23 protein-coding genes are annotated in these 24471 nt (G+C 71.5%); 19 read left to right on the top strand and 4 right to left on the bottom strand.

Going from position 1 to position 24471, the window contains the following annotated elements; translation table 11 throughout:
* Nucleotides 1-28 precede the first annotated feature (28 nt).
* Nucleotides 29-436: a CoA-binding protein gene (locus ABD086_RS05120; RefSeq protein WP_343906253.1), complete on the bottom strand. Its 408-nt coding sequence runs from the start codon at nt 434-436 to the stop codon at nt 29-31.
* 158 nt (nt 437-594) lie between these two features.
* Between ABD086_RS05120 and ABD086_RS05115 the strand changes: the two genes are divergently transcribed.
* Both ABD086_RS05115 and ABD086_RS05110 read left to right on the top strand, forming a co-directional pair.
* Nucleotides 595-1479, top strand: coding sequence for an Ig-like domain-containing protein (locus ABD086_RS05115; RefSeq protein ID WP_343906252.1), 885 nt, complete (start codon nt 595-597; stop codon nt 1477-1479).
* A gap of 114 nt (nt 1480-1593) precedes the next feature.
* Nucleotides 1594-2766 (top strand): acyl-CoA dehydrogenase family protein, encoded by a 1173-nt coding sequence (locus ABD086_RS05110; RefSeq protein WP_343906251.1) that lies wholly within the window; start codon nt 1594-1596, stop codon nt 2764-2766.
* A gap of 42 nt (nt 2767-2808) precedes the next feature.
* Here ABD086_RS05110 and ABD086_RS05105 read toward each other — a convergent pair whose 3' ends face one another.
* Nucleotides 2809-4461, bottom strand: coding sequence for a methyl-accepting chemotaxis protein (locus ABD086_RS05105; protein WP_343906250.1), 1653 nt, complete (start codon nt 4459-4461; stop codon nt 2809-2811).
* Between the two features lie 118 nt (nt 4462-4579).
* Here ABD086_RS05105 and ABD086_RS05100 point away from each other — a divergent pair, with 118 nt between their 5' ends.
* The 8 genes from ABD086_RS05100 (at nt 4580) to ABD086_RS05065 (ending at nt 10230) form a co-directional block, all read left to right on the top strand.
* Nucleotides 4580-5512 (top strand): DMT family transporter, encoded by a 933-nt coding sequence (locus ABD086_RS05100; protein ID WP_343906248.1) that lies wholly within the window; start codon nt 4580-4582, stop codon nt 5510-5512.
* Nucleotides 5513-5548: 36 nt separating this feature from the next.
* Nucleotides 5549-5821 (top strand): dienelactone hydrolase family protein, encoded by a 273-nt coding sequence (locus ABD086_RS05095; protein WP_343906247.1) that lies wholly within the window; start codon nt 5549-5551, stop codon nt 5819-5821.
* Nucleotides 5754-6284 carry a dienelactone hydrolase family protein gene (locus tag ABD086_RS05090; RefSeq protein ID WP_343906452.1) on the top strand — a complete coding sequence of 177 codons (531 nt, stop codon included), beginning with the start codon at nt 5754-5756 and terminating at the stop codon, nt 6282-6284. Before ABD086_RS05095 ends, ABD086_RS05090 begins: the two co-directional genes overlap by 68 nt.
* Nucleotides 6285-6328: 44 nt before the next feature.
* On the top strand, nt 6329-6655 hold the full coding sequence (locus tag ABD086_RS05085) for a plasmid stabilization protein (RefSeq protein ID WP_343906246.1): 327 nt from the start codon (nt 6329-6331) through the stop codon (nt 6653-6655).
* 65 nt (nt 6656-6720) lie between these two features.
* Nucleotides 6721-7485, top strand: coding sequence for a sigma-70 family RNA polymerase sigma factor (locus ABD086_RS05080; RefSeq protein WP_343906245.1), 765 nt, complete (start codon nt 6721-6723; stop codon nt 7483-7485).
* On the top strand, nt 7482-7907 hold the full coding sequence (gene paaI, locus ABD086_RS05075; RefSeq protein ID WP_343906244.1) for a hydroxyphenylacetyl-CoA thioesterase PaaI: 426 nt from the start codon (nt 7482-7484) through the stop codon (nt 7905-7907). Before ABD086_RS05080 ends, paaI begins: the two co-directional genes overlap by 4 nt.
* A complete protein-coding gene (paaK, locus tag ABD086_RS05070; RefSeq protein ID WP_343906243.1) occupies nt 7904-9166 on the top strand; it encodes a phenylacetate--CoA ligase PaaK in 1263 nt (420 codons plus the stop codon). The genes paaI and paaK overlap by 4 nt, the downstream gene beginning before the upstream one ends.
* 125 nt (nt 9167-9291) lie before the next feature.
* Nucleotides 9292-10230 carry an MEDS domain-containing protein gene (locus tag ABD086_RS05065; RefSeq protein WP_343906241.1) on the top strand — a complete coding sequence of 313 codons (939 nt, stop codon included), beginning with the start codon at nt 9292-9294 and terminating at the stop codon, nt 10228-10230.
* Between the two features lie 8 nt (nt 10231-10238).
* On the opposite strand, the gene ABD086_RS05060 is transcribed toward ABD086_RS05065, so the two are convergent.
* Both ABD086_RS05060 and ABD086_RS05055 read right to left on the bottom strand, forming a co-directional pair.
* Nucleotides 10239-11120 (bottom strand): crotonase/enoyl-CoA hydratase family protein, encoded by an 882-nt coding sequence (locus ABD086_RS05060; protein ID WP_343906239.1) that lies wholly within the window; start codon nt 11118-11120, stop codon nt 10239-10241.
* Nucleotides 11117-12343, bottom strand: a complete 1227-nt coding sequence (locus ABD086_RS05055; protein ID WP_343906237.1) for an LCP family glycopolymer transferase — start codon at nt 12341-12343, stop codon at nt 11117-11119. The genes ABD086_RS05060 and ABD086_RS05055 overlap by 4 nt, the downstream gene beginning before the upstream one ends.
* Before the next feature lie 23 nt (nt 12344-12366).
* On the opposite strand from ABD086_RS05055, the gene ABD086_RS05050 reads away from it, so the two are divergent.
* From ABD086_RS05050 to ABD086_RS05010, 9 genes are all read left to right on the top strand, one after another.
* The gene (locus ABD086_RS05050) at nt 12367-12888 is read left to right on the top strand and encodes an acyl-CoA thioesterase (RefSeq protein ID WP_343906235.1); all 522 of its coding nucleotides are present in this window, start codon (nt 12367-12369) and stop codon (nt 12886-12888) included.
* 184 nt (nt 12889-13072) lie between these two features.
* Nucleotides 13073-14425, top strand: coding sequence for an LCP family protein (locus ABD086_RS05045; protein ID WP_343906233.1), 1353 nt, complete (start codon nt 13073-13075; stop codon nt 14423-14425).
* A gap of 25 nt (nt 14426-14450) precedes the next feature.
* Entirely contained in the window at nt 14451-15377 is a 927-nt protein-coding gene (locus ABD086_RS05040; RefSeq protein WP_343906231.1) for a glycosyltransferase, read from the top strand.
* The gene (locus ABD086_RS05035) at nt 15374-16267 is read left to right on the top strand and encodes a glycosyltransferase family 2 protein (protein WP_343906229.1); all 894 of its coding nucleotides are present in this window, start codon (nt 15374-15376) and stop codon (nt 16265-16267) included. Before ABD086_RS05040 ends, ABD086_RS05035 begins: the two co-directional genes overlap by 4 nt.
* A 41-nt stretch (nt 16268-16308) precedes the next feature.
* Nucleotides 16309-17484, top strand: coding sequence for a UDP-galactopyranose mutase (gene glf / locus ABD086_RS05030; RefSeq protein ID WP_343906227.1), 1176 nt, complete (start codon nt 16309-16311; stop codon nt 17482-17484).
* Entirely contained in the window at nt 17481-19481 is a 2001-nt protein-coding gene (locus tag ABD086_RS05025; protein ID WP_343906226.1) for a glycosyltransferase, read from the top strand. Before glf ends, ABD086_RS05025 begins: the two co-directional genes overlap by 4 nt.
* On the top strand, nt 19474-20388 hold the full coding sequence (locus ABD086_RS05020) for an ABC transporter permease (protein WP_343906224.1): 915 nt from the start codon (nt 19474-19476) through the stop codon (nt 20386-20388). Before ABD086_RS05025 ends, ABD086_RS05020 begins: the two co-directional genes overlap by 8 nt.
* On the top strand, nt 20388-21185 hold the full coding sequence (locus ABD086_RS05015; RefSeq protein WP_343906222.1) for an ABC transporter ATP-binding protein: 798 nt from the start codon (nt 20388-20390) through the stop codon (nt 21183-21185). Before ABD086_RS05020 ends, ABD086_RS05015 begins: the two co-directional genes overlap by 1 nt.
* Nucleotides 21186-21588: 403 nt before the next feature.
* Nucleotides 21589-24465: an FG-GAP-like repeat-containing protein gene (locus ABD086_RS05010; RefSeq protein WP_343906220.1), complete on the top strand. Its 2877-nt coding sequence runs from the start codon at nt 21589-21591 to the stop codon at nt 24463-24465.
* The last annotated feature ends 6 nt before the right edge of the window (nt 24466-24471 follow it).

The raw sequence follows: 24471 nt of genomic DNA, 5'->3' as shown, positions 1-24471 counted from the left end.
CCGCGCGACGATCACCTCAACGATCACCTCAACGCTTGCGCCACTCGATCGCCGGGCAGGTGTCCATCACCATCGGGACCCCGGCGTCGACCGTCCTGCGGAACGCGTCCTCGTCGACCACGCCGAGCTGGAACCACACGCCGCGCGCGCCGGCCTCGACGGCCTGGTCGGCGAACTCGCCGGCCGACTCCGAGCGCCGGAAGACGTCGACGACGTCGACGGCGAACGGCACGTCCGCCAGGGTCGCGTACCCCTGCTCACCCAGCACCACCGGCGCGTCGGGGTGGATCGGCACGATCCGCTTCCCGCGTCGCTGCAGGAGCGACGCGATCTGGTACGCCGTACGCGTCGGGTCGCCGGAGAGCCCCACCACGGCCCAGGTCTCGCAGTCGTCGAGCATCATCTTGACCCACTCCGGGTCCTGCCAGTCGGCCATGGTCCGAGCCTAGGAGCCACCCTCAAGGCCCGATGCCTTCAGGTTTTCCGCAATCTTCCGGCGTTCGCCCACGGTCGTCCGGCGGACGGACTAGCGTTCGGAACGTATTGCTACCCCCTGGTAGCACCGTTCGAGTTGCTCGGGAGGGAGCACACTTCATGAAGCTTCGCAGCATCACCGCCCGCGCCGCCGGCGCAGGCGCCGTCACCGCCCTCATTGCCGGTGGGCTGGTGGCCGCCACCACCACCGCCGCGCACGCCGAGACCGGCACCTCGCAGTACAACTGCTCGGTCGCGGGCCAGACCCTTCCGGTCGTCGCCACCGTCACCTCGGACCTGCCCTCGAGCTCGTGGCAGACCCACGCCGCGGTGCCGGACCTCAGCCTCCCGATCAACGGCGCCTTCGTGGTCCCGCGGCCGGTGCTCGACGCGCTCGGCGCCCCTCCGTACAACGTGCACCAGATCGGCGTCGACTCGCCGGACTTCGGGCTGGAGATCGGCACCGCGAAGGTCCCGCTCGCGAACGTGTCGTCGCCGAAGGCCGACGTCCCCGCGACCGACAACATGACGCTGCCGTTCACGGCCGTGCTGCACGGGTTCAGCATGGACACCGACGCGGGCGACTACATGATCTCGATGCCGGGCTCGTTCACGGCGAACATCGCCACCGACTCGCTCGGCACCATCTCCAACGTCGTCTGCACGATCGCGGACCCGTCGACGGCCGGCATCGCGCCGTTCACCGTCACCCCGCAGAGCTCGAAGTTCAAGAGCGTCACGGGCCCGAAGTCGATCAAGAAGGGCCAGGTCGCGACGTACGTGGCGACCGTCGAGGGCTCCTCCCTCACCCCGACCGGCAAGGTCGTCGCCAAGGAGGGCTCGGCGAAGCTCGGCTCGGGCACCCTGAAGAACGGGAAGGCCACGATCGCGGTCAAGGGCCTCAAGCCCGGCAAGCACACGATCACCTTCAGCTACGCGGGTGACAAGAACACCGAGAAGCCGTTCCCGGCGACCGTCACCAAGACGCTGACCGTCAAGAAGTAGCGGCGCCGCTCAGCGGCACCGCAACATCGCCGACGCCCGGCCGGGTTTCTGCCCCGGCCGGGCGTTCGCGTTCCCCGGCGCGGGACCCGGGTTACCCGCAAGTAGAATCCGGGCATGAGCTCCGAGTACCCCCTCTTCGCCCTCTCCGAGGAGCACCAGGCCGTCCGCGAGGCCGTGCGCGCGGTCTGCGACGCCAAGGTCGCGCCGTTCGCCGCCGACGTCGACGAGCACGCCCGCTACCCCGAGGAGGCGGCCGCGGCGCTGCTGGCCGCGGACTTCCACGCCCCGCACGTGCCCGAGGAGTACGGCGGTGCCGGGGCGGACGCCCTGGCGACGGTGCTCGTCATCGAGGAGGTCGCCCGCGCGTGCGCCTCGTCGAGCCTGATCCCGGCGGTGAACAAGCTCGGCTCGCTGCCGGTGCAGATCGCCGGCTCCGAGGAGCTCAAGAAGCACTACCTCGGCAAGCTGGCCGCCGGCGAGGGCGGCTTCTCCTACTGCCTGTCCGAGCCGGACGCCGGGTCGGACGCGGTGGGCATGAAGACCCGTGCGGTCCGCGACGGCGACCACTGGGTGCTCAACGGCGTGAAGCGCTGGATCACCAACGCCGGGGTCTCGGAGTACTACACGGTGATGGCGGTGACCGACCCCGAGAAGCGGTCGCGCGGCATCTCGGCGTTCGTGGTGGAGAAGTCCGACGAGGGCGTGTCCTTCGGCGCCCCGGAGAAGAAGCTGGGCATCAAGGGCTCCCCGACGCGCGAGGTCTACCTGGACAACGTGCGCATCCCGGCCGACCGGATGATCGGCGCCGAGGGCACCGGCTTCGAGACCGCGATGAAGACCCTCGACCACACCCGGGTCACGATCGCCGCGCAGGCGGTCGGCATCGCCCAGGGCGCGCTGGACTACGCGCTGGGCTACGCCCAGGAGCGCAAGCAGTTCGGCAAGCCGATCGCGGACTTCCAGGGCCTGCAGTTCCTGCTCGCCGACATGGGCATGAAGATCGAGGCCGCCCGCCAGCTGACCTACGCCGCGGCCGGCAAGTCCGAGCGCGGCGACGCCGACCTCACGTTCTTCGGCGCCGCCGCGAAGTGCTTCGCCAGCGACGTGGCCATGGAGGTCACCACGAACGCGGTCCAGGTGCTCGGCGGCTACGGCTACACCCGCGACTACCCGGTCGAGCGGATGATGCGCGACGCCAAGATCACCCAGATCTACGAGGGCACCAACCAGGTCCAGCGCATCGTGATGGCCCGCCAGCTCCTCGCGGGCGTGCAGTCTCAGCTCTGAGGGGCTGACCGCCCGCTCCCGGAGCCTCGGACGGCCCTCACCTCAGCGCACCTGCTCGAGTTGGAAGGTCGAGACCTCGGCCCGCAGGCCGGCGGCCATCGACGCCAGCTCCCCGATGGCGGCCAGCGTCTGGTTGACGGCCTGGGTCGTGGTCTCGGCGGCCGCCGCGACCCCGGAGATGTTCGTGGCGATCTCGCCCGACCCGGTGGAGGCGTCGACGACGTTGCGGCTCATCTCGTTGGTGGTGGCGGTCTGCTCCTCGACCGCGGAGGCGATGGTGAGCTGGTAGTCGTTGATCGCGGTGATGATCGTGGCGATCTCGTTGATCGCCTCCACGGCGCCGCCGGTGTCGGCCTGGATCGCCTCGACCCGGCGGGCGATGTCGTCGGTGGCCCGCGCGGTCTCCTGGGCGAGCTCCTTGACCTCGTTGGCGACCACGGCGAAGCCCTTGCCGGCCTCGCCGGCGCGGGCGGCCTCGATCGTGGCGTTGAGCGCGAGCAGGTTGGTCTGCTCGGCGATCGAGGTGATCACCTTGACGACGTTGCCGATCTCGTTGCTGGAGAGGCCGAGCTTGGCGACGGTCTCGTTGGTGCTGTCCACCGTCGAGACGGCCTCGGAGGCGACCTTGGCCGCGTCGTTCGCGGACTGGGAGATCTCGCGGATGGAGGCGCCCATCTGCTCCGCGCCGGCCGCGACGGTCTGCACGTTGCGCGAGACCTCCTCGGCGGCACCGGACACCACCCCGGCCTGCACCGATGTCTCCTCGGCACCCGCCGCGATCTGCTGCGAGGCGGCCGAGAGCTCCTCCGAGGCGGCGGCGACCGCGTCCGCGGAGGCCGCGACCTTCGTGACGATGCCGGCCACCGACCGGCGAGCCTCGTCGTAGGTCCGGGCCATCTGGCCCACCTCGTCGTTGGAGGTGACCGGAGCGGTCGCGGTCAGGTCGCCGGCCGCGAAGGCGGTCAGGGCCCGCTGGACGGCCGCGATGCCGGCGACGATGCGGCGGGAGATGTACAGCGCGGCGGCGGCGACGGCCAGCGCGCCGAGGATGAGGACCACGATGACCAGGCGCTCGGCGGCTGCGGCGGACGCCTCCGCGCCGTCGGTGGCGCTCGCCGTGCGCTTCATCACGCTGTCGATCAGCTGGTTCGTCAGGTCGATGATCTTGAAGTAGATCCCGTAGCCCTGGTTGAGGATGAGCGCGTCACCCTGCTCGACCGAGGTCGGCGTGCCGACCAGGTACGCCTTGACCACCCGGGCGTCCACCTTGTCGAAGTCCTCCCACAGGCCCCGGATCTCCTCGAACGCGCGGGCCTCGCCGGCGGTCATCGCCTCCGTCGACATGCTGCCGAGCAGCTGCTTCAGCTTCTCGCAGTCGGCGAGGAAGCCGGCCCGGTTCGGGCTGTTCGGGTCCACCGCCTCGGCCGGGCTGAGCCGGCGCACGTCCCACGCGTAGGCGACCTGCCAGCCGCTGATGTCGGCGTTGTAGAAGTTGACCTCCTTGACGTCGGAGACCAGCTGCTGCAGGGCGTGCAGCTGCGTCGCCGTCGTCTTGGCCTCGCGGGCGTTGGACACGCCGATCACGCCGACGAGCAGCGCTGCGACGATGCCGACGGCGCCGACGATGAGGATCTTGCCGCGGACGCCGACGCGGGAACGAGCGGACGACGCAGGGGTGGGGGAGGGGGAGGCCATGCTCTGCGCATCGACCCGCGGCCCGCCGACCTGAGGGATCGCCGGAGCCGGCAGCCGGACCGGTGCTGACGCGTGTTGGTCACCGCCGGCGAGGAGCGTCTCGCGGCACGCTGGTCCCATGGGCCCCCTGCTCGTCCTCCTCTCGGCGACCTGCTTCGGCGCCATGGCCGTCTTAGGGAAGCTCGCGTACGAGGAGGGCGTCCCGCCCACGACGCTGGTCCTGCTTCGTTTCGTGATCGCCGCGCTGGTGCTGGGGGGCGCGGTGGCGGTCGCGGCCCGGATGGGTCGCCCGGCGCTGCCGGCCCGGCCGGGGGGCGAGCGGCGCCGGCTCGCGCTGACCGCGCTGGCCCTGGGCTGCGTCGGCTACGCCGCCCAGGCCAGCTTCTACTTCGCGGCGCTCGAGCGGATCGACGCGGCGCTCGTGGCGCTGGTGCTCTACACGTTCCCGGTCATGGTCACGGTGGCCTCGGTCCTGCTCGGCCGCGACCGGCTCACGCCGCCGCGCGTGGCGGCGCTCGTGGCTGCGACCTGCGGCACGGCGCTGGTGCTGGTCGGCGCCGGCGGGCTCGCCTTCCACGCCGCCGGCGTCGGCCTGGCGTTCGCCGCGGCGGTCACCTACACCGGTTACATCCTCGTCGGCGACAGCACCGTGCAGCGGGTGCCGCCGCTGACCCTGACCGCCCTGGTGATGACCGGCGCCGCGGTCACCCTCGCGGTCCGCGCGCTGCTCACCGGCGGCCTGGACGTGGACATCCGGCCGGTCGGCTGGCTGTGGATCGGCTGCATCGCCCTGGTGTCGACCGTGGTGGCGTCGACCGCGTTCTTCGCCGGGCTGCACCGCACCGGTCCGTCCACCGCCTCGATCCTGTCCACCTTCGAGCCGGTCGCGACCGTCGTCCTCGCGGCCGTGGTGCTCGGCGAGCGCCTCAGCCCCGTCCAGGCGGTCGGCGGCGCGCTCGTGCTCTCGTCGGTGCTCCTGGTCCAGCTGCGCCGACGGACGCCACTCCCGCCCGGCGACGCCCCGGGCGTGCCCACCGGCGCACGCCGCTGATCTCGCCGGTCGACGTGGTCAACTACCGTCGCGCCCATGGGAACGACCATCGAGATCCAGGCCCCGGACGGCACCGCGGAGGCGTACCTGACCGGCGAGGACGGCCGGCCCGGAGTGCTCTTCTACATCGACGCGATCGGGCTGCGCCCGCAGATCGAGCAGATGGCGGACCGGATCGCGTCGGTGGGGGTACGTCGTCCTCGCGCCGAACGTCTTCTACCGCGACGGCCGGGCCGCGGACCTGGCCCCGCAGGCGGACCTGCGCGAGCCCGGCGCCCGGGAGGCGTTCTTCGCCTCCGGCGTCCTTGACCGGGTCGCGGCGCTGACCCCGGACCGGTCCGGACCCGACGCCGAGGCGTGGGTCCGCGCCCTCGAGGAGCACGCGGGCGACGGCCCGATCGGCGTGACCGGCTACTGCATGGGCGCCCGGCTCGCCGTCCGCACCGGTGGCCAGCTCCCGGGCACGGTGGCCGCCGTCGGCGGCTTCCACGGCGGCGGCCTCGTCACCGACGCCGCCGACAGCCCGCACCTCGCGATCGCGGCGTCGACCGCGGAGTACGCCTTCGGGCACGCGGACCAGGACCGCTCCATGCCGCTCGAGCAGGTCGAGGCGCTCGAGCAGGCGCTCCAAGCGGCCGGCCGCCCGCACCTCAACGAGGTCTACGCGGGCGCCGCGCACGGCTACACGATGGCCGACACCTCGATGTACGACGAGGCCGCCGCCGAGCGGCACTTCGCCGTGCTCCAGGGGCTGCTCGCCCGCGCCCTGTGACCTCCGGCGACATGGGTCGCCCGGCTCCCGGGTACCGCCTCGGCATGCCTCAGAACCAGTGGAGCAAGAAGCGCGAACGGCAGTACGAGCACATCAAGGACGGCCTCGAGGACCGCGGTCGCAGCGAGGACGAGGCGGAGGAGATCGCCGCCCGCACCGTCAACAAGGAGCGGGCCCGCCACGGCGAGTCGAAGCAGAAGAGCCGCACCTCGACCGAGGACATCTCCTCGGGTCGCCGCGGCGGCCTCCGCTCGCACTCCGGATCCGGCGGGCGGACCCGCGACCAGCTCTACGAGGAGGCGAAGCGCAAGAACATCAAGGGGCGCTCCTCGATGACCAAGGCGGAGCTCGAGAAGGCCGTCGGTCGCTGACGATCCCCAGGGGGGCACCCCTTCGGGTGGTGCGGGTCCCGGGGCCCGCTGCGAGGGTCGAGGGTATGGAGGACCGGCGAGCGACCACCCTCCGCCTCTTCGAGGAGGCGGGCCGCGCCGCCGACGGCGAACGGCACGCCCTCGAGGACGAGATCATCCGGCTGAACATGGCCGTCGCCAGCGACTGCGCCCGGCGCTACCGGGGTCGCGGCATCGCCGCCGACGACCTCGAGCAGGTCGCCTACCTCGGGCTGGTGAAGGCCGTCCGGGGCTTCGACGCGGACCGCGGGCCCGACTTCCTCGCCTACGCCGTACCGACGATCCGCGGGGAGCTGCGCCGCCACTTCCGCGACCTCGGCTGGGCGCTGCGCCCGCCCCGGTCCATCCAGGAGCTCCAGACCCGGATCCTCGCGGTGGAGAGCGACCTGGCCCAGGAGCTGGGCCGCTCGCCGCGCCCCTCCGACCTGGCCCGCTACCTCGGGGTCGACCTCGAGCAGGTCCTCGACGCACTCGGCGCGAGCGGCTGCTTCACCCCCACCTCGCTGGACGCGCCGGCACCCGAGGGCGAGGACGCCCTCGGTGACCGGCTCGGCGCGCTCGACCCGGCGTTCGCGGACGCCGAGGCCCGGGTGACCCTGCACGCCGTCCTGCGCGGGCTCACCCCGCGCGAGCGCCGGATCCTCGAGTTGCGGTTCTTCGGCGGCTGCACCCAGGCCGAGATCGGCGCCGACATCGGCGTCACCCAGATGCAGGTCTCGCGGCTGCTGAACCGGATCCTCGGCCGCCTGCGCGAGCGGCTGCTGGACACGGGCTCTAGCCTGACGGCGTGACACCGGACTCACCGGAGGAGGTCGCCCGCGCGAGCGCCGCCGCCATGTGGGCGGGCGACCGCGCCAGCCGGGCCCTCGGCATGGCGCTCGACGCCGTCGGCCCGGGGACCGCGACCCTGCGGATGACCGTCCGCGACGACATGGTCAACGGCCACGACATCGGCCACGGCGGGCTGACGTTCGCGCTGGCGGACTCGGCCTTCGCGTTCGCCTGCAACTCCTACAACCGCCGCACGGTCGCCGCGGGCGCCGAGATCCGGTTCCGCCGGCCGACCCGGTGCGGCGACGTGCTGGTGGCGACCGCCGTCGAGCGGGAGCGCGACGGCCGGGACGGCACGTACGACGTGACCGTGACCGCCGGCGACGAGGTGGTCGCGACGTTCGTCGGCCGGTGCCGCGAGATCGGGGGCGCGTTCTGGTGAGCGACGTCCCGCCCCTGACCAGGCAGGAGCTCGAGAGGCTCCAGCTCGAGCGGCTGCGGACCACGCTGCGCGCGGCGTACGAGAACGTCCCGCACTACCGCCGGGCCTTCGACGAGGCCGGCGTGCGGCCCGACGACCTGACCGCGCTCACCGACCTCGCGCGGTTCCCGTTCACGACGAAGGCGGACCTGCGGGCGAACTACCCGTTCGGGATGTTCGCGGTGCCGCGTGAGCAGGTCGCGCGCCTGCACGCGAGCAGCGGGACCACCGGCAAGCCCACCGTCGTCGGCTACACGCAGCGCGACCTCGACACCTGGGCGGAGCTGATGGCCCGCTCGATCCGCGCCGCCGGCGGACGGCCCGGCGACGTCGTCCAGGTGTCCTACGGCTACGGCCTGTTCACCGGCGGTCTCGGGGCGCACTACGGCGCCGAGCGGCTCGGCTGCACGGTGGTCCCCGTCAGTGGCGGCATGACCGAGCGGCAGGTCCAGCTGATCGCGGACTTCGGCCCGCGGGTGATCATGGTGACCCCGTCGTACTTCCTCGCGATCCTCGACGAGATGGACCGCCAGGGGATCGACCCGCGGTCGACCGCCCTCGAGGTCGGCATCTTCGGCGCCGAGCCGTGGACCGACGAGCTGCGGCGAGCGGTGGAGGAGCGCTCCGGCGTCCGCGCGGTCGACATCTACGGCCTGTCCGAGGTGATGGGCCCCGGCGTCTCGCAGGAGTCCGGCGAGACCCAGGACGGGCTGCACGTGTGGGAGGACCACTTCCTCCCGGAGGTGGTCGACCCGGTGACGCTCGAGCCGGTGCCCGACGGCGAGCGCGGCGAGCTGGTGTTCACGTCGCTGACCAAGCAGGCGATGCCGGTGGTGCGCTACCGGACCCGCGACCTGACCCGACTGCTCCCCGGAACGGCGTACCCGGCGTTCCGGCGGATGGAGAAGGTCACCGGCCGCACCGACGACATGATGATCGTCCGCGGGGTCAACGTGTTCCCGAGCCAGGTCGAGGAGCAGATCCTCGCCGTCGAGGGGCTCGCGCCGCACTACCTGTGCGTGCTCACCCGGCCCGGCCACCTCGACGAGCTCACCGTGCAGGTGGAGGCCGTCGCCGAGCCCGACCCCGCCCTGGGCGCCCGCCTGGCCGAGCGCATCAAGCACCGGATCGGCGTCACGGCGCGGGTCGAGGTGCTGGCGCCGTACGCCCTGGAGCGCTCGCTGGGCAAGGCGAAGCGGATCAACGACCGCCGTCGGTGACCGGGCTGCGCACCGGGTGACGTTTGCGGGCCGGTGCGGTGGATACCGGTGGAGCACACCGTCGGCTCGTGCCCGCGAGCGCGGGGCTGCGGTGACCGGATGGGCTCGCTTCCTGGTGGTGCTCGATGTTGTCCTCGCGAAGGCACGGCCGCTACAGCCACGACGTCCTGGTCCACCACGACGACGCCACCCTGCTCCGGGCCACCCGGCTGTTCGTCGCGCGCGGTCTGAGCACCGGCGCGGACGTGCTGGTGCACGGCACGCGTGACCGGGTGGCGCTGGTGCGCGACCAGCTCGGCACGATCCCGGGGCTGAGGTACGGGTACGACGAGGAGATGTACCTGGCGCCGATGAGGACGCTGTTCGCCTACCAGGAGCTGCTCGCCGAGCGGTCCGGAGCGGCGGAGCTGTGGGTCACCGGCACGGTGCCGCTCGGCGAGACCCCGGCGGCTCGGGCGGCGTGGGCCCGCTACGAGTCGGTGGTGAACGAGGCGCTGAGCGGCTTCCCGTTCCGGGCGATGTGCACCTACGACGCCGGCGCCCTGCCCGCCGACGTGGTCGAGGCGGCCCGCGTCACCCATCCCACGATCGGGAACGGGCTCACCAGCGTGCCGAGCGAGGACCACCTGCCTCCGTTCGCCTTCCTCGCCGAGCCCGCCGCCCTGGCGCCGCAGCGACCGTCGACGCCCCCGGACCGGCTCACCGAGCTGGCCGGGATCGACGATCTCCGGGGGCTGCGCCGGGACCTGGCCGCGACCGGCCGGGCGGCGAGCGCCCTGCCCCTGGAGTCGGTGGACGAGCTGGTCCTGGCCGTGAGCGAGGTCGCTGCGAACGGCCTCGTGCACGGCGCGCCGCCGGTGGTGGTGGAGGTGTGGACCACCGTCGACGCGGTCGTCGTGCAGGTGACCGACTCCGGTCTCGGCGGGCTCGATCCGCTCACCGGGTACCGGTTCCCGGACCCGGCCGGGCCCGCCGGACTGTGGCAGGCCCGCCGGCTGGTCAGCGACCTGGTCATCGACACCGAGCCGGGTCTCGGCTGCCGGGTGCTGTTGGTCCAGTCCTGACTCGGCCGTCAGTAGACGTCGGGCAGCTCGGACGCGTGGCCGGTGAACTGCGGGTCGCGCTTCTCCCGGAACGCCGCCACGCCCTCCTTGCCGTCGCCGAGCGAGGTCCAGTACATCGCCAGCGAGTCGGACAGGTGCGCCTCGAGCGGCTCCGCGGCCGCGCTGTTGCGGTAGAGCAGCCGCTTGGCCAGCCCCAGCGCGACGGGGGAGCGGCCGGCCACGAACGACCGGGCCAGCTCCTGGGCCGCCGGGAGCAGCTCGTCCGGGTCGTGCACGCTGCGCACCAGCCGGCCGGCGAGCGCGGCGTCCGCGTCCAGGACGTCGGCGGAGTAGACCCACTCCAGCGCCTGCTGGATCCCCACGATGCGCGGCAGGAACCACGTGGACGCGGCCTCCGGCACGATGCCGAGGCGCCCGAAGACGAACCCGATCCGGGCCCTGGTCGACGCCAGCCGCAGGTCCATGGCGAGCGTCATCGTGGCGCCGATGCCGACCGCCGGCCCGTTGATCGCGGCGAGCACGGGCTTGGGCAGCGCGTGGATCGCCAGCGTGACCTTGCCGCCGGTGTCGCGGACGCCGTCGTCGTACGGCGCCTCGTCGTACGACGCCCGGAACTCCTCGACGCCCGGGCGCAGCGTCTCGTCGAGCCCGAAGACGTTGCCGTCGGCCGAGAGGTCCATGCCCGCGCAGAACGCCCGGCCCGCGCCGGTGACCACGACGGCCCGGACGTCGTCGTGCCGGGCGTCGGTGCGGAACACCTGCTCCAGCTCACGGGCCATGGTGAGGTCGAAGGCGTTGAGCTGGTCGGGGCGGTTCAGCGTGAGCGTCGCGACGCCGTGATCGTCGACCGCCCAGTCGAGGGTCTCGTAGGCCATCAGCGGGGTGTTCATCCGGTCACGCTCTTCGGCAGGCCGGTGGGGGTGCAGAGGCTCTTCGGGATGTCGCCGGTCTTGTCCTTCTCGATGTAGTCGAACATCTGCTTCGACCTGGCCTCGTCCCAGTGCACCGCGAGGTCGGAGATCGGCACCACGCAGCTGAGGCCGACGCTGGTCATCGCCATCGCCCACTTCGCGGCGGTGACCGGGCTCGCACCCTCGCCGAAGGCGAAGAAGTCGGGCATCGCCATGTTCAGGTTCCAGTAGCGGACCGGGTTGAGGAACGTCCACGGCGACATCACCTTGTCGCCGACGGCGGCGACCACCTCGCGCTGGTGCTTGACGCGGTCGATGTCGCCGATGTTGGAGGTGTGCCGCGACCGGGCGTAGCCGAGCGCCGTCGTGCCGTCGGCCTCCTGGCAGCCCTTCTGGATGTGCAGGCCGGCGAGCTTGTCGTCCATGGCCTGGGTCGGGCAGATGGTGATCCCGCCGACGGCGTCGACGACGCCGGCGAGGCCGCCGAGCCCGATCTCGACGTAGTCGTCGATCCGGATGCCGGTGTTCAGCTCGATGGTCTTGGTGAGCAGCTGGGCGCCGCCGTCGGCGCCCCCGCCGTTGGCGTACCCGTAGGCGTAGGCGGCGTTGATCTTGGTGGTGCCGTGGCCCGGGATCTCCACGAGCGAGTCGCGCGGGATCGACATCAGCAGGTTGGGGCCGTCGCCGGTGTGCAGCAGCATGATCGTGTCCGTGCGCTGACCCGAGGCGTCGCCCGTGTGGTACTGCTTGCGCTGCTCCTTGGTGAGGTCGCCGCGCGAGTCGCTGCCCACCATGAGGTACGTCGTCCCGGGCTGGTCGCCGGGGCGGTTGCCCGACGGCTCGAACGCGACCTTGTCCACCTTGGTCCAGGCGTAGACCGGCACGACCACCAGGAAGAGCACCCACGCCAGCAGCACCGCGAGCACGATGCGGACCCAGAACCTGGGGCCGCGCCGCGGGCGGCCTCCGGACGCGCCGGGGGTCGGTGCGACCGGCGGCGGGCTCGGCGGGGTCGGGCGCCGGCCCGGCTGGGCGGACCGCGACGGCGGCGGCGGTACGTCGGACGGGCGCGACATCGTGGGCATCACCCGGGTCTCGTCGGGCCGCGGCTCCTCGCCCGGGCGGGGGTTCTCGCCGTACAGCCAGTGGAAGTCAGGAGCCCCGTCCTCGGGTGCGCCATCCTGCCGAGGACGGTCGTTCATGTCGCTGACGCTACCGTGCAGTCATGACCGCCGAGGGGAACGGGGAGCTGCACGGGCTGCCGCCGTCGTACGCGCGGGTCTCGCTCGCCGTGGTCACCTCGGGGCGCGAGGCGAACCTGCTCGGGAACATCCACGGCGGCGAGATCATGAAGCTCGCCGACTCCACGGCGGGGGCCGTCGCGGCCCGGCACAGCGGCGGTCCGGCGGTCACCGCGGCCGTGGACGAGGTGGCGTTCCTGCAGCCGGTGCACGTGGGCGACATCGTCCGGACGTTCTCCCAGGTCAACTGGGCGGGCCGGTCGTCGATGGAGATCGGCGTGCGCGTCGAGGCGCAGCCGTGGAACGACCCGTCGACCACCTCGCTGCACGTCGCCTCGGCGTACTTCGTGTTCGTCGCGATCGACGGCGCGGGCCGGCCGCGCGCGATCCCCGGCGTGGTGCCCGAGTCGCCGGCCGAGGTCCGCCGACACCGCGAGGCGGAGATCCGGCGCGCGCACCGGCTGGCGCGGAAGGCCGAGATCGACTCCGCCCGGCGCACCGACTGAGATCTCCGGCGAGTCGCGCCCGCGTGTGACGGGTGTGACTGGTGATACTGGCGGTCCGAGCTTCACCGCGAGCCCGACCCCTTCCCCGTACCACCTGTCGCAGAGAGGCATCTCGATGCCACCCGTCTCTTCCCCCGGGTTGTCCGCGAGCGACCGCGCCGCGCGAGTGCGCTTCCGCAGGGCGATGGCCCTGATGCTGATGACGCTGGTGCTGCCCGGCTCGGCCCAGGTCGTGGCCGGCAACCGCCGGGTCGGCTGGATCGCGCTGCGCACCTGGTTCGCCGCGTGGATCGCGCTCCTCGGCACGGTGGTGGTGGTGTTCTTCTGGCACGGCGTCGGGATCCGGCTCGCGTTCGACACCGCCGCGCTCTTCTGGCTGCGGTGGGCGCTGATGCTGCTCGCCACCGGGTGGGCGCTGCTGTTCTTCGACGCCTGGCGCCTCGGCCAGCCGCTGACCCTCTCGCTGGGGCACCGCAGGGCGGCGGTCGGCGTGAACGGCGTCCTCGCCCTCTCGGTCGCGGCCGCGTTGCTGTTCGGCGCGCACCTGGCCGGCACCCAGCGCTCGCTCATCCTCGCGATGGCGGGCGACGGTGGCGACAGCGGCGCCCACGACGGCCGCTACAACGTGCTGCTGCTCGGCGGCGACTCGGGCGCGGGCCGCTGGGGCCTGCGCCCGGACTCGATGACGGTCGCCAGCATCGACGCCGAGACCGGCCGCACCGTGCTGATCTCGCTGCCGCGCAACATGCAGCACTTCCCGTTCGTCAAGGGCTCGGTCATGCACCAGCAGTTCCCGCACGGCTTCGACGCCGACTACCTCAACGGCGTCAGCACCTGGGCGGGCGACAACACCGAGCTGTTCCCGCACTCCGACAACCCGGGCGTGGACGCCACGATCATGGCGATCGAGGGCATCACCGGCCTGAAGATCAACTACTGGGCGATGGTGAACCTCGAGGGGTTCAAGGACCTCGTCGACGCCGTCGGCGGCGTGACCCTCAACGTCCGGCAGCCGATCCCGGTCGGGCTGCCCCAGGACCCGTTCTACCGGCACATCGACCCCGGCGTCCGCAAGCTCGACGGCTTCGAGACGCTCTGGTTCGCGCGCGCCCGCTACGACTCCGACGACTACTCGCGGATGGCGCGGCAGAAGTGCGTGATGAACGCGATGCTCCAGCAGATCAGCCCGCAGACCGCCGTGCGCAACTTCACGAGCATCGCGCAGGCCAGCTCGGCGATGGTCTCCACGAACATCCCGGCCGGCGAGTTCGCCCACTTCGCCGAGCTCGCGCTGAAGGCCCGCGGCCAGAAGGTCTCGACGCTGTCGCTGGTGCCGCCGATGATCAACACCGCCGACCCGGACATCAAGCTCGTCAAGCAGAAGGTCGCCGACGCGATCGCCAAGGCCGACGGCACCGCGCCGCCACCCGCCAAGGCGAAGAAGCACAAGAACGCGACCGTGACCGGCGGCTCGATCGGCTCGCTGAGCGACGGGTACGCCGCCAACGAGGCCGACGACCTCGACACCGCTTGCTAGCGAGGTCACCCCTAGGGTGGGCGCCGTGCGCGTCACGGCCGTGGTGGTCACCTTCAACCGGCTCGAGCTGCTCCAGCGGCTGCTCGAGCGGCTCGAGGGCGTGCCGGCGCTGACCGAGGTGCTCGTGGTCGACAACGCCTCGACCGACGGCACGGGGGAGTGGCTGGCCACGCTCGACGACCGCGACCCGGGCGCCGAGCACCCGACGGTCCGGGTCCTCGGCCGGACCCTGGTCGAGAACAGCGGGGGCGCGGGCGGCTTCCACGACGGGCTGGCGTGGGCGATGGAGCGCGGCGCCGACCTGGCCTGGCTGATGGACGACGACGGCCTGCCGGACCCGGACTGCCTCGACCTGCTGCTCGAGCAGACCGGGCTCGACTTCTGGGGGCCGCTCGTGGTCGACGAGGCGACCCCGGAGCGGCTGGTGTTCCCGATCCGGCTCCCCGGCAGCACCCGGACGGTCCACCGGATCGCCGACGTCGAGGCCGCCGCACGCGACGGGCGGATCGACGGCATCGTGATCCCGTTCAACGGGGTGCTGGTCACCCGGGAGCTGGTCGAGCGGATCGGGCTGCCGCGCGCCGAGTACTTCATCTGGGGCGACGACCACGAGTACCGGCTCCGCGCCGAGGCCGCCGGCGCCCGGATCGCCACCGTCGTCGGAGCGCAGGTCCGGCACCCGGCCGTGGGCGACCTGGGCACGCCGATGGCCTTCGGGCGCACGACGTACAACCACAGCCCCAGCGACCTCAAGCACTACTGCATGGCGCGCAACAACCTGTTGAACCTGCGCGAGTACAAGGGCTGGCCGCACGCCCTGGCCTTCGTCGCCAAGACGATGTGGTTCTACACGTTCACCAGGCCGTCACCCGCCCGGATCGCGCTGAGCCTCCGCGCCTGGTGGGCGGCCCTGCGCGGCGACTTCACCGGCCACCGGAGGTTCCTCGCGTGAGCCCCCTCGAGACGGTCGCGATCGTCGTCGTCACCTACAACCGGGCCGACCTCCTCGAGCGGATGCTGGCCGGCCTGGCCGCGCTTGAGCGGCTGCCCGAGGCGGTGATCGTCGTCGACAACGCGAGCACCGACCGGACCCCCGACGTGCTCGCGGCCGCGACCAACCCGGGCCTGCAGGTGCTGCGCGCCGAGGAGAACCTCGGGGGCGCCGGCGGGTTCCACCGCGGGGTGGGCGCGGCGTACGAGCAGGGCTTCGACCGGATCTGGCTGATGGACGACGACGTGGTCCCGGCGCCCGACTGCCTGACCGTGCTGCTGGCCCAGGACGAGCACTGCCTGATGGCGGTCCGCGAGGACTCCCGGGGCGCGCTGGTCGAGAAGTCCGCCGTCCGGTTCGACCTCGCCAACCCGCTCGCGATCCGGCCCAAGACCGCGATGGTGGAGACCGAGTACGGCCACCGGCACCTGATGCCGCACCGCGTGGAGCTGCACAACGTCGCGTTCGAGGGCTTCATGGTGCGCCGCTCGGTGATCGACGAGATCGGGCTGCCCGACCCGTCGTTCTTCATCTTCTACGACGACGTCGACTACGCCCTGCGCGCCCGCCGTGCCGGCCACCGGATCTGGGCGGTCCGGGACGCGGTGCTGGTGCGCCAGCTCGACTTCGACCAGCAGCACGACCTGAGCGGCTGGAAGGGCTACTACATGTACCGGAACCTGTTCGTCGTCCACCTCCGGTACGGCGAGAACCCGCTGGTCAGGGCCAAGCCGTGGCTGATCACCGCGGCGGTCGTGCTGCTCAGCCCGCTGCGCGGCGGCCGGGCCGAGGCGCGCAATGTGATCCGCGCCATGCGCGACGCGCGGGGAATGCGGGCCGTGCCCACCTGATCCGTAGACTGACGAATCGCGCCAACCCGAGGAGTGCCCGCTTGTCCACCCCTGACCTTGTCGTCGTCGGCTCCGGATTCTTCGGCCTCACCATCGCCGAGCGGTGTGCCACGGAGCTGGGACTGAACGTGCTCGTGCTCGAGCGTCGCCCGCACATCGGCGGCAACGCCTACAGCGAGTTCGACGAGGAGACCGGCATCGAGGTGCACGTCTACGGCACCCACCTGTTCCACACGTCGAACAAGAAGGTGTGGGACTACGTCAACCAGTTCACGGACTTCACCGGCTACCAGCACCGGGTCTTCGCGAAGTACCAGGGCCAGGTCTACTCCTTCCCGATGAACCTGGGCCTGATCAACCAGTTCTTCGGCCGCAGCCACACCCCCGACGAGGCGCGCGCGCTCATCGCCGAGCAGGCGAGCGAGATCGACACCCAGGACGCGAAGAACCTCGAGGAGAAGGCGATCAGCCTGATCGGCCGCCCGCTCTACGAGGCGTTCGTGAAGGGCTACACCGCCAAGCAGTGGCAGACCGACCCCAAGGAGCTGAGCCCGGACATCATCACCAGGCTCCCGGTCCGCTACAACTTCGACAACCGGTACTTCAACGACACCTACGAGGGCCTGCCGGTCGACGGCTACACCGCGTGGCTGGAGAAGATGGCGGCGCACCCCAACATCGAGGTGCGGCTGGACACCGACTTCTTCGACGTGGCGGACGAGTACAAGGGCACGGTCCCGATCGTCTACACCGGTCCGGTCGACGAGTACTTCGGCAACGCCGAGGGCCGCCTCTCGTGGCGGACGATCGACCTGGAGCGCGAGACGGTCGACGTCGACGACTACCAGGGCACCGGCGTCGTCAACGCCAACGACGAGGACGTCCCGTACACGCGTACGCTGGAGTTCAAGCACCTCCACCCGGAGCGGACCTACCTGCCCGGCAAGACGATCGTCGTGCACGAGTACTCCCGCTTCGCCGAGGAGGGCGACGAGCCCTACTACCCGATCAACACGGCCGAGGACCGCGAGAAGCTGCTGCGGTACCGCGAGCTCGCCAAGAAGGAGCCGATGGTGCTCTTCGGCGGCCGCCTCGGCACCTACAAGTACCTCGACATGCACATGGCGATCGGCTCCGCGCTCTCCATGTTCGAGAACAAGCTCCGGCCGCACTTCGCCGAGGGTGCGCCACTCACCAGCGGAGGTGTCGACGAATGAGCACCGCCACCCGCGTGCTCCAGCGCCAGATCTTCCCCACCGACCGGGACTTCGACGTCCTCCCTCTGTACGTCGACACCCAGCCCGCCGTGCTGGACGCCGACAAGTACGAGGTCGGCGCGAACCGCAACGCCCAGGAGATCAACAACGCCGCGATGCGGCAGGCGATCGGCGACGGTTCGACCATCCACCCCGACCAGATCGAGTCCCGCACCTCGCTGCGGGTCGCGTCGGGGGAGCGGCTGTCGTTCGGCACCTACTTCAACGCGTTCCCCGCCAGCTACTGGCGGCGCTGGACGATCGTCGACCAGGTCCGCCTCACCGTCACGCTGCGCGGCCGCGGCGCCACGGTCACCGTCTACAAGTCGATGGCCAACGGGCGTTCCCAGCGTGTCGACGCCGCGACCACCGAGTCGACGAACGACGAGACGTTCACCTTCGACCTGACGCTCAAGCCGTTCGTGGACGGCGGCTGGTACTGGTACAACGTCGTCGCCGGTGACGAGGACGTCGTCGTGGCGGCGGCCGAGTGGACCGCCGACGTGCCGGACGACCGCGTCGCCCCCGGCACCGTGGACATCGCGATCACGACGATGAACCGGCCCGACTTCTGCGCGAAGCTGCTCGGCCAGATCGGCGAGTACGCCGACCTCCAGCCCTACCTCGACACCGTCTACGTGATGGAGCAGGGCACCGACAAGGTCGTCGACTCGCCCGACTTCGCCAAGGCGCAGGGCGCCCTCGGTGACCGGCTGCGCGTCATCGAGCAGGGCAACCTCGGCGGCTCCGGCGGCTACGCCCGCGGCCAGCTGGAGTCGCTGCGCAAGGGCACCGCGACGTACACGATGATGATGGACGACGACGTCGTCTGCGAGCCCGAGGGCATCATCCGCTCGGTGACCTTCGCCGACCTCGCGCGCCGGCCGACGATCGTCGGTGGCCACATGTTCAGCCTGTTCGCCAAGTCCCGCCTGCACAGCTTCGGCGAGATCGTGCAGCCGTGGCGGTTCTGGTGGCAGTCGGCGCCCGGCGTGTTCAACGACTGGGACTTCGCGGCCCGCAACCTCCGGTCCTCGCGCTGGCTGCACCAGCGCGTCGACGTCGACTACACCGGCTGGTTCATGTGCCTGGTCCCGCGCGAGGTGATCGCGGAGATCGGCCTCTCCCTGCCGCTGTTCCTCAAGTGGGACGACTCCGAGTACGGGCTCCGGGCCAAGGCCGCCGGCTACCCGACCGTGACGCTGCCCGGTGCGGCCGTGTGGCACGTGCCGTGGACCGACAAGAACGACGGCGTCGACTGGCAGGCGTACTTCCACCAGCGCAACCGGTTCATCGCGGCGCTGCTGCACTCGCCCTACCCCAAGGGCGGCCGGATGATCCGGGAGAGCCGCAACCACCAGATCTCGCACCTGGTGTCCATGCAGTACTCCACGGCCGAGATCCGGCACCAGGCGCTGCTCGACGTGCTCGCCGGGCCGGACAAGCTGCACGAGATGCTCCCGACCCGGCTCGGCGAGATCAACGCGCTGCGCAAGCAGTACACCGACGCCCAGCTCGAGGTCGACCGGGACGCGTTCCCGCCGGTGCGGCGCAAGAAGCCGCCGCGCCGCGGCAAGGACGGCACCGAGGTGCCCGGGCGCCTCTCGCAGCTGCTCAGCGCGGGCCTCCAGCCGCTGCGCCAGCTCAAGCCGCCGCGCGAGCTCGCCCGCGAGCATCCCGAGGCGGAGATCCGCGCGATGGACGCCAAGTGGTACCGCCTCGCGTCGTACGACTCCGCGATCGTGTCGATGAACGACGGCACGTCCGCGGCGTTCTACCGGCGCGACCCGGAGAAGTTCCGCGAGCTGATGGCGAAGACCATCGAGATCCACGAGCGCCTCAAGCGCGAGTGGCCGCGGCTGGCCGAGGAGTACCGCGCCAGGCTCGGGCAGGTCACCTCGCCCGAGGCGTGGGACGAGACGTTCCGGCCGTGGACCGACCCGAACGCCGATGACTGACGTCGCCCACCCCACGGACCAGACGCCGGCGCGCCCGGTCCACCGCGTCGACGCCCCGCTCAGCCCGCCGTCGGCGTCGACCGGCCTCTTCGAGGTGTTCCGGCGGCGCTACCTGCTGCGGCTGCTGGTGCGCCGCGAGCTCAGCGCGCGGTACCAGGGGTCGGTGCTCGGCCTGCTCTGGTCCTACGTCAACCCGCTGACGCAGTTCTGCATCTACTACTTCGTCATGGGTGTGCTGTTCCAGCTGCACCAGGACGTGCCGAACTTCGCGATCCACATGTTCTGCGGGATCATCATCGTCCACTTCTTCAACGAGACCTTCAACGCCGGCACCCGCTCGATCATGCGGAACAAGGCGCTGGTCCAGAAGATGGCGCTGCCGCGCGAGATGTTCCCGGTCGCCTCGATGCTGGTCTCGGCGTACCACATGCTGCCGCAGTTCGTGATCCTCACCGTGATCTGCCTCTTCACCGGCTGGCGGCCCGAGCCGGTCAGCGTGGTGGCGCTGGTGCTCTCGCTGGCGATCATCATGACGCTCGGGACCGCGATGGCCCTGATGTTCAGCGCCGCCAACGTCTTCTTCCGCGACGTCTCCAACGTCGCGTCGATCATGACGAACTTCGTGCGGTTCGGCGTGCCGATGATCTACCCATACAGCCTGGTCGCCGAGCGCTTCCACGGGCACACCGAGTTCTACCTCGCCAACCCCATCGCCGAGGCCGTGCTGCTGATCCAGCGGGCGTTCTGGGTCGGCTCGACCGACGACCCGGCGGCGACGATCGCGGCGCACATGCCCGACCACCTCTTCACCCGCAGCGTCATCGCGCTGGGCCTCAGCCTCGTCGTGCTGGGCTTCGGCCAGCTGGTGTTCTCGCGGCTCGAGAACAAGATCCCGGAGCGCCTGTGATGGCCGGCCCCACCCCAGGCAGCGAGTCGATCGTCGTCGAGAACGCGACCAAGACCTTCACCCTGCGCTACCACCGCACGTTCAAGCAGATGACGGTGGCGGCCCTGCGCCGGCAGGCGATCAGCGACTCCTTCAAGGCCGTCGACGACGTGTCGTTCACCATCCAGCAGGGCGAGTCGATCGGCCTGATGGGCCTCAACGGCTCCGGCAAGAGCACGCTGCTCAAGCTGATCAACGGCATCATGCGGCCGGACAGCGGGCGGGTGCTCACCCGCGGCCGGATCTCCGGCCTGATCGCGACCGGCGCCGGGTTCCACCCGCAGCTCACCGGCCGCGAGAACGTCTACCTCAACGCCGCGGTGCTCGGCATGAGCGAGGCCGAGACCCGGCGCAAGTTCGACGACATCGTCGAGTTCGCGGATCTGGGCAAGTTCCTCGACTCCCCGGTCGGGCACTACTCCTCGGGCATGTTCGCCCGGCTCGGCTTCGCGGTGGCGATCCACGTCGACTCCGACATCTTCCTGGCCGACGAGGTGCTCGCGGTGGGGGACAAGCCGTTCAAGCAGAAGTGCCTGGAGAAGATGCAGGAGATCCGCGACGGCGGACGCACCCTCGTCTACGTCAGCCACGCCGCGGGCTCGGTGCGCAAGATGTGCGACCGGGTGATCGTCCTCGAGCAGGGCCGGCTGGCCTTCGACGGCGACGTCAACGAGGGCATCAAGTTCGTCAAGTACGACGACGACAACGAGAACGTCGAGGAGCTCAGCGCCGACGAGGAGCTCGGCGCGGACATCTGAGCTGCCCTGGACCGAGCTTGCTCGGGCCAGGAGGCTGCAGCCAGGTCGAGTAGGCGCGCGACCGAGGAACGAGGTCGCGACCGCCGTATCGAGACAGCGGTGACGTACGCGCGTCAATGACCGCCCTGGGACCGCACGCAAGGTCACCGGATCTCGATACGCGGGTCGCGAGCTCGTTCCTCGCTCGCGCCGCTACTCGATCTGGCGCCCGGTCATCTCCCGAGCAAGCTCGGGAGATGGGCGCGCAAATTACACGCATGAGATTTCTTGACAAATCTCGGATTCGTCGGCGTGTCGACTGGAAATTACACGTTTGTAGTTACTCAGTTTCCCTTCCGCACGCGTGGGGCGCGTGTGAAAGTTGGGCCTCGTGTGAACTTCCCCGCGCACATGAAGGACCCCCATGCCTCCCACCAAGAGCAGCTTCGTCACCGCGTGCCAGCAGGTCCTGGCGCTCGGTGTCGTCCTGGCCGCCCTGACCCCGGCGGCCAGCGTCGTGAGCCTCGACGTCGTCCGCGAGTCGCCCGACGGCAGCCCGTCCCCGGCGATCCAGGGCGACCTCGCGGCGTACACCCGCGCGGCCGAGAAGCCCGCCAAGGTCCCGACGCAGGTCGTGGACCCGACGGTCCAGGAGCACCAGCTGACGGCGCCGGCCGGCCAGCCCCGCGCGCGCCTCGACGTCGAGCGCGCCCCGCTGGCCCGCGGCAAGGCCGGCGCCCTGCCCGCCACCAGCGTCACCAGCCTCCCCGCCCCCGTGGTCGGGTACGGCGCGGTCGGCGTGACCTGGGCGCACGGCACCCGGGTGCCCGAGGGCGACATCGCCCTCCAGGTCCGCACCCGCACCGGCGACACCTGGTCGGACTGGATGGACCTGGCCTACGACGCCGAGCACGGCCCGGACCCCGGCACCGAGGAGGCACGGCACGCCCGCCCCGGCACCGACGCGCTGCTGGTCGGCGACGTCGACCAGGTCCAGGTCCAGGTGCAGACGAGCGAGAAGGCGCTGCCGGCCGACCTGCGGCTGGCGGTGGTCGACCCCGGCACGGCCGCGCACTCGGCGATGGAGAAGCCCGCCCTCGACACCACGTCCATGGACGGCACGCCGGGCGACGCCGTCCCGAACGCGACGACCAGCCTGGACACCGACCCGGGCGAGGGCACCGGCGGCTCGGACCGGATCGACCTGTCCGCCGCGGTCTTCACCCCGAAGCCGCAGATCTTCTCCCGCGCCCAGTGGGGCGCCGACGAGAGCATGCGCGACAAGAGCTCGCTGCACTACTTCGAGGTGCACGCCGGCTTCGTCCACCACACGGTGAACGCCAACGACTACACCCGCGCCGAGGTCCCCGCGATCCTGCGCAGCATCTACGCGTACCACACCCAGTCCCGCGGCTGGTCCGACATCGGCTACAACTTCCTCGTCGACCGGTTCGGGCGCATCTGGGAGGGGCGGTACGGCGGCATCGACCGCCCGGTGGTCGGCGCGCACACGCTGAACTACAACGACTACTCGTTCGCGATGTCCGCGATCGGCAACTACGACATCAAGCAGCCGTCGCAGGCGATGGTGGAGGCGTACGGCGCGCTGTTCGCGTGGAAGCTGTCGCTCCACGGCGTGGACGCCTCGTCGACCAAGCAGTGGGTCGGCTCCCGGTACTTCGAAGCCATCAACGGACACCGCGACGCCGCGTCCACGGCGTGCCCGGGCCGGTACCTCTACGCCAAGATCCCGAAGATCCGGAAGCTGGCGGCCGAGGCGCAGCGGGGCTGGTCCGGCCGTGAGCTCGAGTCCGACCTCGCGGGCTCGCCCCACCCCGACCTCATCGTCCGCCGCGCCAGCGACGGACAGGGCTTCATCATCCCGACCGGCGGTCTCACCGCGTTCGCGCCGGGCGTGCCCGCGGCGTCGGGCCTGTCGTCCGGCCAGCAGGTCGTGGCCACGCCGGACCTCACCGGCGACGGCATCGGCGACCTCGTGGTGGTGGCCGCCGACGGGACCGCCGAGGTGCGGCCGGGTGACGGCAAGGGCGCGTTCGGCGCCGCCGTCCGGACGACCAAGCAGCTGGCCGGGCACGACCTGGTCACCGCCGTCGGCGACCTCGACGGCGACGGCAACAACGACCTGGTCGCCCGCTGGCCCGACACCGGCCGGCTCGACGCCCTGTACGGCAGCGGCGACGGCCGGTTCCGGGTCAAGCACCTCGGCACGACGTGGGGCGGCTACGCCGCGCTGGTCGGTGCCGGCGACCTCACCGGCGACGGGCGCCCCGACGTCCTCGGGCGGAAGGCGGACGGCACCGTGTGGCTGCACCCCGGGGCGCGCAAGGGGTTCGGCAAGAAGACCCAGGTCGGCACCTGGGACCGCTGGTCGACGGTCACCGGCCTCGGCGACTTCGACGGCGACGGCGACCCCGACCTGTTCGCCCGCGACGCGAAGTCCAAGGCGGGATACGTGCTGCCCTCGAACGGCGACGGCACGTTCGGCCACCCCCTCGGCCCGATCGCACGGGTGACCGGCGTGGGCGCGCTCGTCGGCGCGGCGCAGCTGCTCGGGGACGGTACGCCGGACCTCGTGACGCGCTCCGGTGCCGGGCTGACGGTGTTCCCGAACAACGGCACCACGGAGGTCGGCGCGCCGATCGCGACCGGCATGGACCTGTCCAAGTCCAACCTGGTGCTCAACGCCGGCGACTGGGACCGCGACGGCTTCGGTGACGTGATCAACCGCAACGCCACGACCGGCGCGCTGTTCCTCCGCCGCGGGGACGGGACGGGCCACTTCGCCACGCCGGTGAAGATCGCCGCGAACTTCAAGGGCGTCGGCCTGCTCGCCGCCGTCGGCGACATGACCGGCGACGGCTACCCGGACCTGATGGGCCAGCCGGCGGGCGGCGCGATCCGGATCTATCCCGGCGCGGGCACCAAGGGACTGCTGCCCAGCTACGTCGCGCACGGCCGGATCGACGCGGGCCGTCAGGTCCCCGTGGGCCGGTGGAACGGCGACGGCGCGCCCGACTCCCTGTTCCGCAAGGGGGACAAGCTCACGCTCTACCCCGGCAACGGCCCCGGCGGGCTGACCACGGCCAAGCCGCTCGGCCTCAGCCTCGCGCCCTACGACTGGGTGATCGGGATCAGCGACGTCCAGCTGACCGGGCACGCCGACGTGGTCGTCCGCGAGAAGGCGACCGGCGACCTGTGGCTGCTCCAGGGCACCGCGAACGGCTTCACGACGCGCCGCTACCTCGCGGGCGGGATGGGGGTCTACGACCTGGCTGGTTGACCCGCG

The organism is Nocardioides aquiterrae (genome assembly GCF_039526625.1).
GTDB classification, from domain to species: domain Bacteria; phylum Actinomycetota; class Actinomycetes; order Propionibacteriales; family Nocardioidaceae; genus Nocardioides; species Nocardioides aquiterrae.
Note: the sequence above shows the minus strand (reverse complement) of the source record. Positions and strands in the feature narration are given on the sequence as shown.